The organism is Bradyrhizobium sp. JR3.5 (assembly GCF_054057015.1).
The window spans coordinates 233,980-249,734 of record NZ_JBSRYV010000002.1 but is presented as its reverse complement, the minus strand read 5'-3'; the positions used below and the strand labels follow the sequence as shown (position 1 = coordinate 249,734).

Annotated in this window: 11 protein-coding genes and 1 pseudogene; 5 read left to right on the top strand and 7 right to left on the bottom strand. The window is 65.5% G+C overall.

From position 1 onward, the window contains the following. Positions 1 to 153 precede the first annotated feature (153 nt). Together ACVWW1_RS17780 and ACVWW1_RS17775 are read left to right on the top strand one after the other, a co-directional pair. Positions 154 to 2,784: an alpha-mannosidase gene (locus ACVWW1_RS17780; RefSeq protein ID WP_456656860.1), complete on the top strand. Its 2,631-nt coding sequence runs from the start codon at positions 154 to 156 to the stop codon at positions 2,782 to 2,784. 137 nt (positions 2,785 to 2,921) lie between these two features. Beyond that, entirely contained in the window at positions 2,922 to 3,224 is a 303-nt protein-coding gene (locus ACVWW1_RS17775; protein WP_456656859.1) for a glycosyl hydrolase-related protein, read from the top strand. 43 nt (positions 3,225 to 3,267) lie between these two features. Here ACVWW1_RS17775 and ACVWW1_RS17770 read toward each other — a convergent pair whose 3' ends face one another. The 4 genes from ACVWW1_RS17770 to ACVWW1_RS17755 form a co-directional block, all read right to left on the bottom strand. Then, complete coding sequence (locus ACVWW1_RS17770; RefSeq protein ID WP_456656858.1) at positions 3,268 to 4,665, bottom strand: glycerophosphodiester phosphodiesterase family protein; 1,398 nt, start codon at positions 4,663 to 4,665, stop codon at positions 3,268 to 3,270. Between the two features lie 202 nt (positions 4,666 to 4,867). Beyond that, positions 4,868 to 5,839: an HlyD family secretion protein gene (locus ACVWW1_RS17765; protein WP_456656857.1), complete on the bottom strand. Its 972-nt coding sequence runs from the start codon at positions 5,837 to 5,839 to the stop codon at positions 4,868 to 4,870. Beyond that, a complete protein-coding gene (locus ACVWW1_RS17760; RefSeq protein WP_456656856.1) occupies positions 5,826 to 8,156 on the bottom strand; it encodes an ABC transporter permease in 2,331 nt (776 codons plus the stop codon). The genes ACVWW1_RS17765 and ACVWW1_RS17760 overlap by 14 nt, the downstream gene beginning before the upstream one ends. Continuing rightward, positions 8,153 to 9,124, bottom strand: a complete 972-nt coding sequence (locus tag ACVWW1_RS17755) for an HlyD family secretion protein (RefSeq protein WP_456656855.1) — start codon at positions 9,122 to 9,124, stop codon at positions 8,153 to 8,155. The genes ACVWW1_RS17760 and ACVWW1_RS17755 overlap by 4 nt, the downstream gene beginning before the upstream one ends. Positions 9,125 to 9,714: 590 nt before the next feature. On the opposite strand from ACVWW1_RS17755, the gene ACVWW1_RS17750 reads away from it, so the two are divergent. Further along, complete coding sequence (locus ACVWW1_RS17750; RefSeq protein WP_207841007.1) at positions 9,715 to 10,017, top strand: hypothetical protein; 303 nt, start codon at positions 9,715 to 9,717, stop codon at positions 10,015 to 10,017. A gap of 160 nt (positions 10,018 to 10,177) precedes the next feature. Continuing rightward, on the top strand, positions 10,178 to 10,330 hold the full coding sequence (locus tag ACVWW1_RS17745; protein WP_176529778.1) for a hypothetical protein: 153 nt from the start codon (positions 10,178 to 10,180) through the stop codon (positions 10,328 to 10,330). A gap of 130 nt (positions 10,331 to 10,460) precedes the next feature. Here ACVWW1_RS17745 and ACVWW1_RS17740 read toward each other — a convergent pair whose 3' ends face one another. From ACVWW1_RS17740 to ACVWW1_RS17730, 3 genes and pseudogenes are all read right to left on the bottom strand, one after another. Then, complete coding sequence (locus ACVWW1_RS17740) at positions 10,461 to 11,675, bottom strand: ABC transporter substrate-binding protein (protein WP_456656854.1); 1,215 nt, start codon at positions 11,673 to 11,675, stop codon at positions 10,461 to 10,463. A gap of 136 nt (positions 11,676 to 11,811) precedes the next feature. Beyond that, positions 11,812 to 13,381, bottom strand: a pseudogene (locus ACVWW1_RS17735) (DUF4403 family protein). A gap of 209 nt (positions 13,382 to 13,590) precedes the next feature. Beyond that, the gene (locus tag ACVWW1_RS17730; RefSeq protein WP_456656853.1) at positions 13,591 to 14,280 is read right to left on the bottom strand and encodes a L,D-transpeptidase; all 690 of its coding nucleotides are present in this window, start codon (positions 14,278 to 14,280) and stop codon (positions 13,591 to 13,593) included. 251 nt (positions 14,281 to 14,531) lie between these two features. Here ACVWW1_RS17730 and ACVWW1_RS17725 point away from each other — a divergent pair, with 251 nt between their 5' ends. Further along, positions 14,532 to 15,746, top strand: a complete 1,215-nt coding sequence (locus ACVWW1_RS17725) for an acyltransferase family protein (RefSeq protein WP_456656852.1) — start codon at positions 14,532 to 14,534, stop codon at positions 15,744 to 15,746. Positions 15,747 to 15,755 lie beyond the last annotated feature (9 nt).

The following is a 15,755-nucleotide window of genomic DNA, read 5'->3' as shown; positions in this document are numbered from 1 at the left end:
TCCGGTCGAGAGTAGGGAAACGAGTAGGCAGGAAGCAGTTTTGGATATCGCGCCTGTGCACCTTTGGTAAGGTGAGGTCGGCGAGACGCCATCGCTATTATCAATTCTTGAATTGCGCCTAGGTACTCTTTCGTCAACTGGCTGAAGAACCCGATGAATGAAACCGATCGAGAGAGCGACAATCCCGCGATAGCCCGGATTCGCGGCCGCTACCCGCAATACACGCGGCGCCGGTTGGAAGGCTTTGCCGAGCGGCTGCAACAGAAGATTCACGCCGACCGCGCGCCGGTCACCTCGCTCGAAATCGCCGGTCCCACTGAGCGGATCAGCGTTGCGGAAGCCCTCGAGCTCGATTACCGGCCGGTCGCGTTGGGCGAGACGCTGGGGCCGCTCTGGGCGACCTACTGGGTGCGGGTCGCGGCGGTCGTACCGGAAGCCTGGGCCGGCTCGCGCGTCGATCTCTATTGGGACAGCCGCTCGGAAGCGCTGCTTTGGCTCGACGGCCGCTCGTCGCAAGGCCTCAATCCCGGCCGTCACACCGCGCCGCTCGTTCAGTCGGCGCGCGGCGGCGAGACCGTCAACTTCCATGTGGAAATTGCCTGCAACGGCCTGTTCGGTGCGTTCTGGAACGACCCGCAAGCCTACGCGCTGGCGGTGTGCGAATTGCGCCGCTTCGACCCCGAGGCTTCCGGGTTCTATTTCGACTACGAGGTGCTTCGCCAGCTCGAGGCCGATCGGGATCCCACGATAAAGAGCAGGTCGTACGGAGCTGTTGGCGAGACGGCGCAGCCGGCGCTTGATCGGACCTGGGCGGGACGCCTGCTGCACGATCTCAACCGCGTTTGCAACATCGCCGATCCCGACGATCGCGTGACCTGGCCGGCGGCGCGGGAGATCCTCACCACCTTGCTGGCGGCGCGCAACGGCACCATTGCCCACGAGATGTCGGCGATCGGTCACGCCCATCTCGACACCGCGTGGCTGTGGCCGCTGGCGGAAACCCGCCGCAAGGCGCAACGCAGCTTCTCCACGGCCGTCGCGCTGATGGACCGCTATCCCGATTTCAAGTTCGCCTGCTCGCAAGCCTATCAGTACGCTGTGATCGAGGAGAACGACCCCGACCTGTTCGCGCGAATCCGCGCCAAGGCCGCGGCCGGACAGTGGATTCCAGTCGGCGGTAGCTGGATCGAACCGGACTGCAACCTGCCATGGGGCGAGTCGATCTGCCGGCAGTTCCTCTATGGCCAACGCTACTTCGAGCGCGTGTTTGGCGCGCGCTCCACCGTGTTCTGGAATCCCGACGTGTTCGGCTACGACGCCCAGTTGCCGCAACTGATGCAGTCGGCGGGGATGTCGCGCTTTCTCACCCAGAAGCTATCGTGGAACAAGTTCACTTCGCCACCGCATCACAGCTTCCATTGGCGTGGACTGGACGGCAGCACCGTGCTGGCACATTTCCCGCCGGCGGACACCTACAACGGATCGGTGCAGCTTGCCGAACTCCGCTATCACGCCTCCAATTACAAGGATGCCGATCGATCGCCCGAAGCGCTCTATCTGTTCGGATATGGCGACGGCGGTGGCGGCGCCGATGAGACGATGCTCGAGGCGTTGCAGCGGATGCAGGATCTGCAGGGCCTGCCGCGGATTCAAATCCGCACCGCCGACGAATTCTTCGACCGCCTGGCAAAGTCTGCGCAGAATCTGGCGACGATCGAGGGCGAGCTCTATCTCGAATATCATCGCGGCACCTACACCACGCAGTCCGAGACCAAGCGCCTCAACCGCGCCTGCGAGGCCGGCCTTCAGGCACTCGAATTCGTGGTCGCGGTCGCTGCCGCCTGGCAGCAATCGGCGCCGTCCGCGCAGGAGATCGAAGGCCTATGGCGCACGCTGCTGGTCAACCAGTTCCACGACATCATCCCCGGCAGCAGCATTCGCGAGGTCTATGAGCGGGCGGAGGTCGAGCTGGCCGGGGTCGCCGAGGAAGCCAACCGCCGCTCGCAGACCGTGCTGGCCACACTGTGCGATTCCGGAGGTGCCGGCTGGACGCCGGTCAATACGCTGGGACGCGCGCGCACCGAGATCGTGTCCGATCCCGACGGGGTACTTCGCCATGTCGCCGCCGCGCCCTTTGCGGCGGGAGAAGCGATGGCGATCGACGACCGCGTCACTGTCGCCGCCGATGCGGACGGCTTCGTTCTGTCGAATGCGCAACTCACGGCACGTCTTGATCGCACCGGGCTTGTCCGATCGCTGCTGCATGCCTCGACCGGGCGCGAGACGTTCGTATCGCCGGCTGCGCGCTTGCTGCTGCTCGATGACAGGCCGCTCGATTTCGAGGCATGGGATATCGATCCATTCGCGCTGGAGACCGCGCGCGCCGCGGCAGGCGAGGTGAGTTGCGAGGTGCTGTCGGATGGCGGGCTGCGCGGCGAAGTCCGTTTCGAGCGCGGGATCGGACGCGCGAGCCGGCTCTCCCAAGTGATCCGCCTCGATGCCGGCGCGGATCATCTCGCATTCGAGACAATCGTCGATTGGCAGGAGCGCAAGACAACGCTGAAGGTCATGTTCCCCGTGGCCTGTCACGCATCGAACGCGACCTATGAGACGATGTTCGGCGCGACCGAGCGGCCGACCCATGCCAACACCGATGCCGATGCGGCCAAGTACGAGGTGCCGGGCCATCGCTGGGCCGATCTCGCCGAGCCCGATTTCGGCGTGTCGTTGTTCAGCGCGATTGCCGTCATGGCTATTCGGCGTTTGGCAACCAGCTCGCGCTGACGCTGCTGCGCGGCTCCGAGTTGCCTGATCCACAGGCCGATATCGGACGTCACCGGATGCGCTACGCAATCTACCCCCACCAGGGTGATTGGCGCACGGCCGACACCGTCGGGCGCGCTTTGTGCTTTGAGCGTCCGATGCTCTGGGCCAAGGGGCAGCCGCGCGCGCCGCTGCGGCAGTCGTTCCTGACCGCGGCGCCGGCCAACGTGATCGTCGATACGATCAAACCCGCCGAGGATGGCGAAGGCTGGGTGGTGCGGCTCTATGAGAGTGCGGGCGTTCGTGCCGCCGCGACGCTCGATTTCGGCGTCGACATGTCGTCGGTGTGGATGAGCAACACGTTGGAAGATCGCATCGCTGCCATTCCGACCGAAGCGCGGAGCTGCAGTTTGTCGCTGCGGCCGTTCCAGATCGTAACGCTGCGGGTTTTCCGGCAGTGACACAGGCGCGCTCGGGCGATGCCGGGCGCGCCGTGCTGCGGCGTCACCAGCCCAGTTCACGCAAGTAAGCCGCGCGGGCGGCAACGCCGGTGTGGGTGAAATCGGTGAACACCCCATCCACGCCGAGACGGAAGAACTTCAGATATTCCAGGCTCGGGTCGCCGCGATAGTCGGCGGCGAGATACTTCTTCTCGTTCCGGAACGTGAAGACATGCACGAACAGGCCGAGCTTGTGCGCGTCGGCAATCACGCTGGTGGCGTCCTGCGTCGAGGCATCCGCCGTCGATCCCTTGTATGGCGTGCCGTCGGCGTTGTTGTCCTTCCACGGTGAGATCTTGTAGGGGACGATATAGGCCTTCCACGGACCGATGCCGTCGGCATAGGTCTTGATCTCCGCGAGGCCCTCGGGCGTCAGCATCGCATCGAAGGTGCGGCCGTCACCCGCGACCGTCCAGTCGTACGGACGGGAATTGGCGATGTTGTTGAGCAGCACCTTGCCGGTCTTGAAGTCGACGCCGTTGCCATCGATGAGCTGCACCTGCCGCGTTTCCAGTCCGTGGCTGCGCATATATTTCAGGCTGCCGGGCTCGAAGCTCTGAACGATGATCGGCGCGTCCTTCGCGTTGAGGCCGTTATCCCTGATGATCTTGATCAGGGCGTCCTCGAGCGGGTGGCTGCCGGGCGCGCCGCAGCCATTGGCGATCGCCTGGGCATTGTTCCAGGTCGGATTCTTGGTTTCCGGATAGACCGCGATCGGACGCCCCGTCGCCTTGCTCTTGGCTTTGGCGATGTCGATGATGCCCTGGAAACTGATGATCGGAAACTTGCCGTTGAATAGTCTTGGCCGTTCGTTGGCCGCATCATAGGTGGTGCCGGCGATCCAGCTCTTCAGCTCGTCCATGGTGAAATCGGTGATCGACCAGTCATTGGTATGGTCGTCGCCATCGACGATCAGCGCTTTCAGCACCGATTTGGGATCGGCCGGATCGATGAGGTCGGTGGGATATTCGGCCGGCCCGCTGGTCGGCGTTTGCGCCCATTTCACCTTGACGCCAACGCCCGGCGCGGTGCGCTTGCGTTTCGCGACGTCCGCATTGGTCTTCGCCACTTCGGCGACGTTGGTGTTGTCGCCGAGCCATGGATTGTGGCGTGCCACCAGCACGCAATCCTTGGTCAAATGCAGGTCCTCTTCGAGCGCGTCGGTGCCGAGGTCGGCGGCCAGCTCATACGATGCCTCGGTCTCCTCGGGCACCAGGCCCGGCACGCCGCGATGCCCGATCACAAGCGGCTGCTTGCCGTCGACGGTCAGGAACGGCTTGGCGCCGGCCGGCGCCGGGCCGGTTTGCGCTGATGCCATCGACGGCAGCAGGACCGCCAAAGCCGCCGCACCGAGCAGCATCGCGCCAACATGCACCTTCCGTCGCGAACGAATCTGCTTCACGGCCAAGTCTCCATCTTTTGCGTGGCATCGGGGAGATGCCATGAAGGCCGAGCCCAACAGGGCCGACGCTTTTGTCTTCTTGTCGCAATCTTCTGACAGTCCGATGACTATTCGGCGAGGCGGGCCGACACAAGCTTCCGCGACGCGCCGGAGGGCGACAGTCCGCACCTCATTGCGGCTCGCGGCCGATCGCGGCGCGTTGTCAACGTTCGATCCGGACGCTCATGCCGGGTTCGAGACTGTCCGCGGCGCCTGCAGGGTCGAGACGCAGACGCAGCGTGTTGCGGTCGTGATCGCCGATCACGCGCTCGGCCTGCCAGGTGGCGAACACCCCAAGCGACCGCAATTCAGTGATGGCAGCCTTGGTGGGGGCGTCGGAGCCGTTCGGTATCACGCTCACGGTCTTGCCCATCGCAAGACCGTCGAGATGGTCCTCGCGCACGTTGAACGACAGCCATTTCTTGCCGGCCGCAGCAATCATCAGGATCGGCTGGCCCGCACGAACGTTCTCGCCCACTTCCGCGGCGATCACGCTGACCACGCCGTCGACCGGTGCGCGCAGCACCATCTTGTCGAGACGGCGCTCGAGCACTGCGACGGCGGCCGCGGCCGCCTGCACCTGCGCGTCGGCGATGGCGCGCTCCTCTTTGGTCGGCCCCGCCACACCGGCATCGTAATTGGCCTGGGACGCCGCCACGCCGGCGCGCGCTGCGGCAACGTCGTTCTCGGCCTGGTCGAGCGCCTGCTGGGTTTCAAAACTCTGGCTCGCCAGCGTGGTGATCCGCTTGAGCTGGGTCTCCACATAGTCGAGGCGCGAATTGGCCTTGGAGATCGCGGCTTTCAGCGAGTCGATTTGCTCGCGGCGTACGCCGGCATAGACGTTGTTGCGGTTCGCCACCGCGGCGGCGAGCGCGGCCCGCGCCTGCTCCGCCTGTGCGCTCAACTCGACTGCAGAGAGTTTGGCGAGGACGTCGCCCGCGTGCACCTTGGCGCCTTTCTCGACCGCGATCGACACCAGCTGGCCGTTCACTTCCGGCTCGATCCTGACCTCGGTCGAGCGGACCACGCCGACGATCGCGGGCGCCGGCGTCGCGCGGCTCCCGGCGTAGATCAGCGCGCCCGCGACGAGCACAACGGGGATCGCGACAATGGCTGCGCGCCTAGCGTTGGGCATGTTGCTGTCCTCTCTTGAACACCAGCGCGGAGATCACGGCGAGCACGAAATAGCCCAGCGCCAGGCACCACAACCTGAGCCAGTCATGCGAGACCTCCCAGATGCTGGCGCCGAGCTGGTTGATACGCACGAGGCCGTCGATCGCCGAGTCGGCCGGGAACAGCCGGCCGAGCGCCGTGGCCGCAGGGGGGATGGCCTCGCGCGGCCAGGCGAAGCCGGCGGTGAAGAACTGCGGCAGGCTGGTCGCCAGCAGCAGGATGGTCGCGTTCTCCGGCCGCGTGAACCAGGCGCCGATCGCCTGTCCCAGGAAGCTCGTCGCCAGCAGGAAGACGGTCGCCAGCGCGAAGATCTGCGGCAGATGGCCCAGCGTCGAGAAGCCATAGATCCGCGGCAGCACGATCAGATAGAGCGCGAGCGCCGGCAGATAGATGGTCAGATGGGCAACGCCGCGCCCGAACACGCCCGCGACCGTGTTGCGGGAATTCGCCAGCGCCGTGCCGGTCAGCATCGCGGCGCCGATTAGCAGCGTCTGTTGCAGGATCAGGATGAACGCCGCCGGCACGATGTAACTCGCATAGCCGCCGACCGGGTTGAAGATCGGTTGCAGCAGGACGTTGGCCGGGCTGAGGCTCGCCAGCTTCGCCTTGACGAGACTCCCGTCGGCGCGGGCGCCCCGCGACACCAGTTCGGATGTCAGCGTGCCGATCGCGGTGGCGACCGCGCCTGCGGTCGACCGGAAGATGAACAGATAGGTGGCGTCGGCGTAGACCGGAATGTGCGCGGTGAGGCCCTTGAGCACGTCGCGTTCGGTGCCGGGCGGAATCTGCACGGCGGCAAATGCATAGCCGCGGTCGATGGCGGTGCTTGCCTCCGCAAGGGTGCGGGCGCGAACCGTCACGCTCAATGTGCCGCTGGCATCGAGCGTCTCGACGATCTGGCGTGAGAGATCGCTGAGATCATTGTCGACGACCGCGATCGGCAGCTTGCGGAGGATCTGGTTCAGATAAGGCTGCGGATAATAGATGCCGTAGACCAGCGGCGCGAGGAACAGCAGGCTGAAGGCGCTGCGCGTTCCGAGCACGCGCCGCCACTCCGCCGCGAAGGCGCCACCGACGCCTGCTGGCGCCGGCTCGCTCGCTGGCGGCTCCTCGGGCTGTGCCGTCGCAAACCAGCCCCGGCGCGTCAGGCTCGCCATGCGCAGCAATGCGAGCGCGGCAAACAGCAACGTGAGGCCTGCGAGCGCCGCGAAGGGAATTGCCGATTCCGAGGCCGGCAATCCGCGCGCCGCTTGTCCCATCAGCACCGACATATACCAGCGCAGCGGCAGGATCGCGCTCCAGACCTGCGCAAACGTATTCATGCCGATGGTGGGAAAGCCGACACCGGCATAGCCGAAGGCAGGGGAGGCGATCAGGCCGGCAAGGCCGAGCCCCGTCGCGAGGTCGCCGACCAAAAGCTGCAGCAGGGCGCCGAGCGACAGATATGCGATGATCAGAAGCAGGCCCGCCGCGATTATCAGCAGCACATCGCCCTTGAAGGGAATCTGCAGCACGCCTTCGAGGATCAGCGGCTGGGCCAGCATGATCAGGATGAAGGTCACGAACAGCGGCGCCAGCTTGCCGGCGAGCGCGGCGATCGGATCGCCGCCGGCGCTTTCGAGCCACTCGCGCGCGTTGCGGCGGCGGAATTCGGAGCCGACCGAATAGCCCGCGGCGAGCGTGATCACGACGTGGATAATCGTCGGCAGCAACGCACGCAGCAGGAATTGCGCGTAGTTCTTCTGCGGATTGACCAGCGCGATGGTCTCCGCGGAAAGCGTTCCCATCGACGCCGGGGCGGGGGCGGCGCGATTGGCGGGAGCGGCCGCGCTCGCGGCGACGGACAGCACATCGTTCAGGCCCGACGACGCGATGCCGGCCGCGGTCAGGAATTGCTGGTTGTAGAAGCCGACGACCTGCGGGCGGCGATCGGCCTTCAGGTCGCGTTCGAAATTCGGCGGTATGAAGATCGCCGAAATCGCCTTGCCCGACCGGATGTCCTGTACGGCTGACGACAGCGAGCCGGAATCGTCGACGATTCTGAGACTCGGCGACGCCGCGACCTGCTGCGTCAGCGCCCGCGAAGTATCCGACTTGTCGGTGTCGACGATCGTGACGCCAAGGCCCCGGATCACCGGTTGGCTGAACACGGCCGTGAGCACCACGAAGGCGAACAGCGGCACGCCGAAGACCAAGAGCAATGCCACGCGGTCGCGCAACAGCCACTGGCATTCGCGCTGTGCGACCCGCCAGAATCCGGGCTTTGAGGCCAGCCTCATTGGCGTGACCGCCAGTCGAGATAGGCGCTCATTCCGGGCCGCAGCTCAGGCAGCGGCTGCACCGGATAGGCGCGGATCGAGAACGTCCGCAAATCGAAATCGCCGGTGGCGCGGGTCGCCCGCCAGCTTGCATATTCGCCCTTGGTGGCGATCAGCTTGACCTCGACCGTGACATGACGGTCGTCGAGCGCCGGAATCCGGACGTCGAACTTGTCGCCGACCTTCAGTCCCTTCACCAGATCCTCGCGCAGATCGAAATGGATCCAGAGATCGCCGAGATTGATCAGCGTCGCCAGCGGCACGCCCGGCGAGACGAACTCGCCCGGCTCGACGTTGCGCTGATAGACCTGTGCCGCGACCGGCGCGTAGACCGCGAGCTGATCGATCACCGACTGGACGCTCTGAATGTCGGCTTCGGCTTTTTCGACATTGGCTTTCGCGATCGCGCGTTCTTCCTTGGTGTAGCCGTTGACCGCCTGCTCATAGGCCGATTTCGCCTGGTCGAGCCCGCGCTCGGCTTCGTGCAGCGCATCGGTGGTCTGGTCGAGACGGGCTTGCGGCGCGTTGCCTTGCTCGGTCAGTGTCTTGGCGCGATCGAAGGTCTTCTGCGCCAGCACCTGCGCGGCCTCCGCGCGCTCCATTTCCGCCTTCCGCGCGGCAATGGTTTCCACTCGCGTTCCAACCATGACGTTGGCGAGTTGCGCGTCTGCAACGGCCTTGGCGGCGCGCATCTGGTCTTGCTTTGCAAGCGTTTCCGGATTGTCGATGCGCACCAGGACGGCGCCCGCGGGCACGTTCTGGCCTCGCTCGACCGGGATGTCCTTGACCCGTCCGTCGACGCGCGCGGCGATATCGAGCCGCGTTGCATCGACCTCGCCCTGCACGAGCAGCGGCTCGGGCCGCAGCAGATAATACACCGACAGCGCAACGATGATCGCTGCAACGACGCCGACAATGATGGCCGGCATGCGCATCGCGGCGTGCGCATAGTCCTGCCGCGCTGCTTGTGGTGGCTCCGACGTGCTTCGGCTCTCGTTACCAGAAGGTGACACGTCCATAGCTGACCCCACATTGGCTCATGACGAGGATAGTCATTCACTATGGCGTGGATGTTAAATCCTGCCAACCTCGGCAGCCTGTCCGATCCGGCTCGAATTTGACCGGAGCAACCGCGTCCGGTGCTGCGCAAGCGATATCGCTTCGATGTGCGCCGCATCGACGCGCGGTTGCATGCACAATTCCAGCGGCGGGCGCTTGAAGCGCGAAGCTCGCGTGCTCGCTGCATGTGACCAACCATCCCGCAGTGAACCCAGGTTCCGCCCAGGTTCGCGCCTGCGACCGCCAGCGTGCCCGCTGACTTTCGCGCCGCTGCCGCGTGGCCCGAGCAGGCCGCCATTGCGGGCCGCGCATGGCATCGCCGGTCACACGGATATTTGAAGCCCCGCGCCCGAATAAATCGCATCCGATTAAATCGGGATACTTGAAGGCCGGTCGCGCGATGCCTTTATCAGGCGCGAGCGAATTAATCGTATGCGATGTAAATCGCGGGAGCGTTACCATGACTACCAGGATTTCCCACGTCGCCAGGACGTTCAGAACCACGACGTTCAGAACTGTCGCGCTGGCTGTGGCGCTGTCGGCCATCACGGCGACGGCGGCCTCGGCGCAGGCCGCGATCTCCGAGCCGGCCGCTTATCAGGCGCTGTATCCGTACCGGGACGTGCTCAACAACGGCGCGCCGACGCCGGCGGCCAGGCTGGTGCTGCTGCCGCCCGCCGTGCTGCAGGCGCTGCAGGCGCGGGAGAGCGGCATCGGCGTCGTTCATGTGCCGCGGCGCAGTTCGCATCGTGCCGGGCGCTGAGGCCCAGCAAAGAGAATGTGCGTCGATCGACCCACATCCTCAAACCGGATCAGACCAGCTCTCGCGTCTGTGATTGAATGATAAAAACCATTCTATTGATCGCCGGCGCGGCTCGACTACGTCGAAATTGAGTGGCTTCCCCTCATGACGGAGACGTTCCATGACCAATCAGATCGACGACCTCTCAAGGTACTATCGCTATGAGCTCGTGCACGGCGACCATGCCGATTTCATCGCCTATCAACGCAACCAGGGCGACGGCGTCTGGCAGACGTATTCGACCTGGATGATCCCGCGCGCGAATGGCGAATAGTGCCGGCTGACGCGGGCGATTACCGGGACCTGCCGCGGAAAGAAAAATGCGCCCGGTGCCGGCCGGGCGCATTTCTTGTTGGCTGTCATCGGGCGCACATCCGGGCGACCCGCTCGCGGCGGCGTGCTCGTCAGTTCGACTTCACCAGCGGGCAGCCGCCCTTGTCGAGCGGACGGAACGCTTCGTCGCCGGGCACGGTGGCGATCAGCTTGTAGAGATCCCACTCGCCCTTGGATTCCTCGGGCTTCTTGGTCTCGAACAGGTACATGTCGTGCACCATGCGGCCGTCGATCCGGATATGGCCGTTCTTGGCAAAGAAGTCGTTGACCGGCGTCTTGCGCATCTGCTCCATCACCTTCGGCGCCTCGTCGGTGCCGATGGCTTCGATCGCCTTCAGGTAATGCGTGGTCGCCGAGTAGAGGCCGGCCTGGATCATGGTCGGCATGTGGCCGACCTTCTCGTTGAAGCGCTTCGAGAAGGCGCGGGTCTCGTCGTTCATGTCCCAGTAGAAGGCGTCGGTGACGATCAGGCCTTGTGTCGCCTTCAGGCCCAGTGCGTGGGTGTCGGTGATTTCCATCAGCAGCGCGATCAACTTCTGGCCGCCCTGGGTCAGGCCGAACTCGGCGGCCTGCTTCAGCGCGGTGGTGGTGTCGCCGCCGGCATTCGCCAGCGCCACGACCTTGGCCTTGGAAGCCTGCGCCTGCAGCAGGAAGGACGAGAAGTCCGACGAGTTGAGGGGATGGCGCACGTCGCCCAAGACCTTGCCGCCGGTCTCCTTGACGACGTTGGCGGCGTCGCGCTCCAGCGCCATGCCGAAGGCGTAGTCGGCGGTGACGAAGAACCAGGTGTCGTCGCCGCGCTTGACCATCGCCTTGCCGGCGACGTTCGACAGCGCGTAGGTGTCGTAAGTCCAGTGCACCGTGTTGGGCGAGCAGGCGGTGCCGGTGATATCGGAGGAGCCGCCGCCGGAATTGATGTGGATCTTGTTCTTCTCGCGGGTCAGCGCCGAGATCGGCAGCGCGACCGACGAGGTCGGCACGTCGAGGATCGCATCGACCTTCTCGTTGTCGTACCAGTTGCGCGCGATGCTGACGCCGACGTCGGGCTTGTTTTGATGATCGGCCACGACGACCTGGATCGGCTTGCCCTTCACCTTGCCGCCGTAATCTGCGACCGCCATCTCGACCGCGGCGACCGAGCCCTTGCCGGTGGCGTCCGCATAGAGGCTCGACATGTCGGTGAGCACGCCGAGCTTGACGACGTCGTCGGAGATCTGGGCGTTCGCCGCGGTGCCGGAGACCGCGAGCGCGAGGCCGGCCGCTGCTGCGGCCAAGAGCGATTTCATCGTGTTTCTCTCCCTGATCTTTTCCTTGGGGGTTGCTTCCACGAGGCACCTTCTATCCGGTGCGCCAACCTGTCGCAAAGACGACTTTTTGGGCATGCGTGGGGCGCGCGGCGGATGGAACGCCGCGATCTGCGTCCTACAGCGCCGGTAGCGCGGTGACGGCGGCCTTGATGGTGCCGTCGGTCTCCACGATCACCCGCAGCGTCTTCGAATCGAACGCGATGCCGGCAAGCCGGATGCTGTTGACGTCGGCGTCGACGCGGATGCCTTCCTCGTTCTTCTGCAGGTCGGCGATGGCGGCGGTGATCTTCCGCTGCGCGTTGGTTGCGAATGGCTTCAGGTCGACGACCAGCCGGTCGGCGAGCGCCTGCTGCAAATGCGGGATCGCCGCGCGCGCGGCGGCGCCGAGCAGGCCGAACGCGGCTTCGGACTCGACCGCCAGCTCGACGTCGGTCAGCCGCAGCGTCTGCGCCGCCTGGTCGAGCCGCGGCCGACCCCAGATGTGCACGGTCGCCTCGGCGCCGAAGCCGAAGAAGCTCTTCTTCTCCTTGGCGTGCACCAGAAGCGAGATCAAAAGCCGGTCGCCGGAGGCGGCGATGCCCGCACTCTTGACGGTCACGTCGACCGGGCCGGAGCCGTCCTCGGGGAAGGTCTTGCCCTTCAACTGCGCCTCGACGAGTTGCGTCAGCGTGGTGAAGGACATGTCGACCGGCAGGCCGACCGCGACCTGGCTCGGCATCGGCGGCACGATCGAGAGCTTATCGGGGAACGGGCAGTTCGGCGTGGTCTGCGTCTCCGTGATCCGCGTCTCGGCCTCGATCCCCATGGTCAGGATCAGCGAGGACGCATCGACCTTCGGCTGCGCCGCGATCGCGCGGGTCGGCCGCAGCTCGAGCCACATCGGCGGCATCGACGCGGTGCCGCCGGTGCCCTGCAGCGGGATCGAGCGGCAGGCCTTGACCCATTGCGTGCGGGCGGCGTTCTGGAACACCGGGTCGTTGTGCAAGCGCGCCTCGACCGCGGAAATCTGGTCGGCGACCGCCCTGTCGATGACAGGCTTGACCCTGGGCCGGCACGCTGATGCGGACGCCGGCGGCCGACAGGCTGGTCTCGCCGAGATTGACCTGCGCCTGCAGGTTCGGCTCGATCCGCCAGGACGCGCCGAGCTTCGGCCGCGCGGTCAGCGTGACGCTGCCCTTGATGTCGGCATTGGCGTTGATGTTCTTGATGTTCACGGCGCCGATCTGCTTGGCGACATTGCCGCCGAGCAGGCTGCCGAGCGCGTCGCTGACCGCGCCGGTCGCCTTCGCGGACAGCGAGCCGGTGACCTTGAGCGTGCCGTTGATCGGGGTCGTCAGCGTCAGCACGTCCTGCGCGCCGGTCGCCGCGATCGGCCCGCGCGAGGCGGTCCAGCCGATGTCGGCATTTTGCAGGATCTGCTGAACCGGGTTGTCGGCCTTGCCGCCGAAGGTCTTCGGCGCGCCGCGTTCGGCGGCATCGCGGATCGCCGACAGCGCGACCGAGACCTGCGCCACGACCGTCGAGGAGCGCGGCGCCTGCGGCAGCGGTGGCAGCTGCACGAGCGGCGGCGTCTGCACCGTGACGCTCGGCGCGAGCCAGTCCATGGCCTTGAGGCTGATCGCGAACGAGATGAGCACCACCGTGAGCCCGAGCGCGATCGTTCTTGGATGCATCGGTAGACGCATCATTCCCCCGGATGAAATCAACTTGACGGGTTTGTACAGGCCCGCCGACGAGGGCGCCAGTGTGGCGGGATCAAGCTGCTTCGGGGGCGGAGACGGGCAGGTCGCCCGACATCACCTGTAAGTTAACGATCCGGACGTTAACGATTATGAACGCGACGACGGTCCCGGCATGATGCCGGAGCCGTCGTCAATGTCTGAATGTGTCGGGGCTAGCGGACGGCCGAGCCGAGGTCGGCGCGGCGGTCGGTCATCGGCAGCACGATCACCTTGGTGCCGACGTTGACCCGCGAATAGAGGTCGGTGACGTCCTCATTGGTGAGGCGCAGGCAGCCGGAGGAGACGTGGGTGCCGATCGTCTCCGGCGCGTTGGTGCCGTGGATGCGGTACACGGTGCCGCCGAGATACATGGCGCGGGCGCCGAGCGGGTTGCCCGGGCCTCCGGCCATGTGGCGCGGCAGATAGGGCTGGCGGGCGATCATTTCCGGCGGCGGGGTCCAATCCGGCCACTCCGCCTTCTTGGTGATGGTCTGGGTCCCCGACCAGGTGAAGCCGTCGCGGCCGACGCCGATGCCGTAGCGCATGGCCTGGCCGCCTCCGAGCACGAGATAGAGATAGGTGTGCGGGGTATCGATGATGATGGTGCCGGGGGCCTCGCGGGTCGGATAGGCGACGACCTGGCGGCGCAGCCGGGCGGGCAATTCGACGGAACGGTCTTCGTCCCGCGCCTGCGGCATCGACTGCACCGGCGGCTGCACCGCCTCGGTCGGCGGCGTCAGGATGAAGGGGAAGATCGGCAGCGGAGCGGCCGCGGCGGCGTTCGAGAAAGCGACGGCGCCAACCGCCAGCGCACCGAAGGCGGCGGCAGCGAGACGTGCGTTCAGCTTGATGGAATTGAACATTGTCGACCCCTGTTGTTTGCGCCCTGCGCGCCAGTTCCGGCGCGTCGTTGGGTCAAACCAGTACAGGTGAGGCGTTTCAGGACGTTTGCACGAAATCGCCAAAATGGTTTCGTGCCGTTAGGGATTTGTTTCGTCGGTGTTTCGTCGCAGGGTTAAGGGCGCGTTGCCGGGAGGGCTGTCCCATCCCAAGACATCGTTCCCGGCACGGCACTTGCTGTCCAACGGCGGTGGTTTGGAATGGAGTGGAAATCATGCCAGCGCCTTCGATCGGGAGCATGCTGGATCAGCAGAAAGGCTTTGGTCCCGGGTTCGATTTTCTCCGCGTTGCGCTCGCGATCTCCGTCGTCGCGGGGCATACGTCCTATGTTGCTACCGGTCGCGGCGACACCGATCCGACGTGGATCCTCTGGTTTCCGCAATTTGCCATCCTCGTGATGTTTTTCGCATTGAGCGGATTCCTGATCGCCGCAAGCGGGCTGCGGCTCAGCCTGAAGGAATTCCTGATCAATCGCGGAATGCGGATCATTCCGGCGCTCGCGGTCGAGATCGTGCTGTCGGCGCTGATCCTCGGGCCGATCCTCACCACGCTGCCGCTCTGGGACTATTTCACCAGCGCCGGCACCTGGAAATATTTCACGAACGTCGTCGGCCTCGTGAACTACACGCTGCCGGGCGTGTTCGCGGGCAATCCCGCGCCGGAGGTCAACAGTTCGCTGTGGACCGTGCCGTTCGAATATGGCTGCTACGCGGTGATGGCGGTCATCATGACGCTGGGGCTGCTGCGCAGGCCGGCGCTGATCGTGCTCGGCGTCGTCGTCCTGGTCGGCATCGGCTTTGCCGTGCAGATCACGGGCCATGCCGCAACGCCGTCGCAACTGCCTCCGGGCGTCGCCGGCTCGCTGTATGACAAGATCTTCAGCACGGCGCTGTTCCTCGGGCGCGGCGCGAAACTGCCGGTTGCCTGCCTGCTCGGGATCGCGATCTACCTTTACCGCGACCGCATTCCCTATGACGGGCGCATTCTCGCCGTCTGCTGCGCGCTCTGCCTCGGAGCAGCACTGCTCGGACCGGCAGCCTGGATCACCCAGCCCGTCCTCAATGCCGTCATTGCTCCGGCGCTGGTCTACATCACCGTGTTCCTCGGTGTCTCGAAGCTGCCGCGGCTGCCGCTGTTTTCAAGGGGCGACTATTCCTACGGGATCTATTTGTACGGTTTTCCGGTGCAGCAGGTGGTGAAGGTGTGGCTGCCGAACGCGTCGCTGATTGTCCAGTTCGCCGTCGCGCTGGTGCTGATCACCGCGTTCGCGGCGTTCTCCTGGCACTGGATCGAGAAGCCGGTCCTGAGGCTGCGCCGCCATTTCTCGTTCGTGGCGCGCAAGCGGCTCGAGCCGGAGGATATGGTCGAGATGCTCGACGGGACCGGGCCGCTAGCCGTCAGCGGCAGCCCGAGCAGGCGATCTTCCTGACGAGCAGCA

Bases quoted from the DNA above. Each gene is read 5' to 3' on its own strand.
- ACVWW1_RS17765 (WP_456656857.1), bottom strand. From the start codon at position 5,839: ATGCCCAACGCTAGGCGCGCAGCCATTGTCGCGATCCCCGTTGTGCTC.
- ACVWW1_RS17780 (WP_456656860.1), top strand. From the start codon at position 154: ATGAATGAAACCGATCGAGAGAGCGACAATCCCGCGATAGCCCGGATT.
- ACVWW1_RS17755 (WP_456656855.1), bottom strand. From the start codon at position 9,124: ATGCCGGCCATCATTGTCGGCGTCGTTGCAGCGATCATCGTTGCGCTG.
- ACVWW1_RS17745 (WP_176529778.1), top strand. From the start codon at position 10,178: ATGACCAATCAGATCGACGACCTCTCAAGGTACTATCGCTATGAGCTC.
- ACVWW1_RS17740 (WP_456656854.1), bottom strand. From the start codon at position 11,675: ATGAAATCGCTCTTGGCCGCAGCAGCGGCCGGCCTCGCGCTCGCGGTC.
- ACVWW1_RS17775 (WP_456656859.1), top strand. From the start codon at position 2,922: ATGCTCTGGGCCAAGGGGCAGCCGCGCGCGCCGCTGCGGCAGTCGTTC.
- ACVWW1_RS17750 (WP_207841007.1), top strand. From the start codon at position 9,715: ATGACTACCAGGATTTCCCACGTCGCCAGGACGTTCAGAACCACGACG.
- ACVWW1_RS17725 (WP_456656852.1), top strand. From the start codon at position 14,532: ATGCCAGCGCCTTCGATCGGGAGCATGCTGGATCAGCAGAAAGGCTTT.
- ACVWW1_RS17760 (WP_456656856.1), bottom strand. From the start codon at position 8,156: ATGAGGCTGGCCTCAAAGCCCGGATTCTGGCGGGTCGCACAGCGCGAA.
- ACVWW1_RS17730 (WP_456656853.1), bottom strand. From the start codon at position 14,280: ATGTTCAATTCCATCAAGCTGAACGCACGTCTCGCTGCCGCCGCCTTC.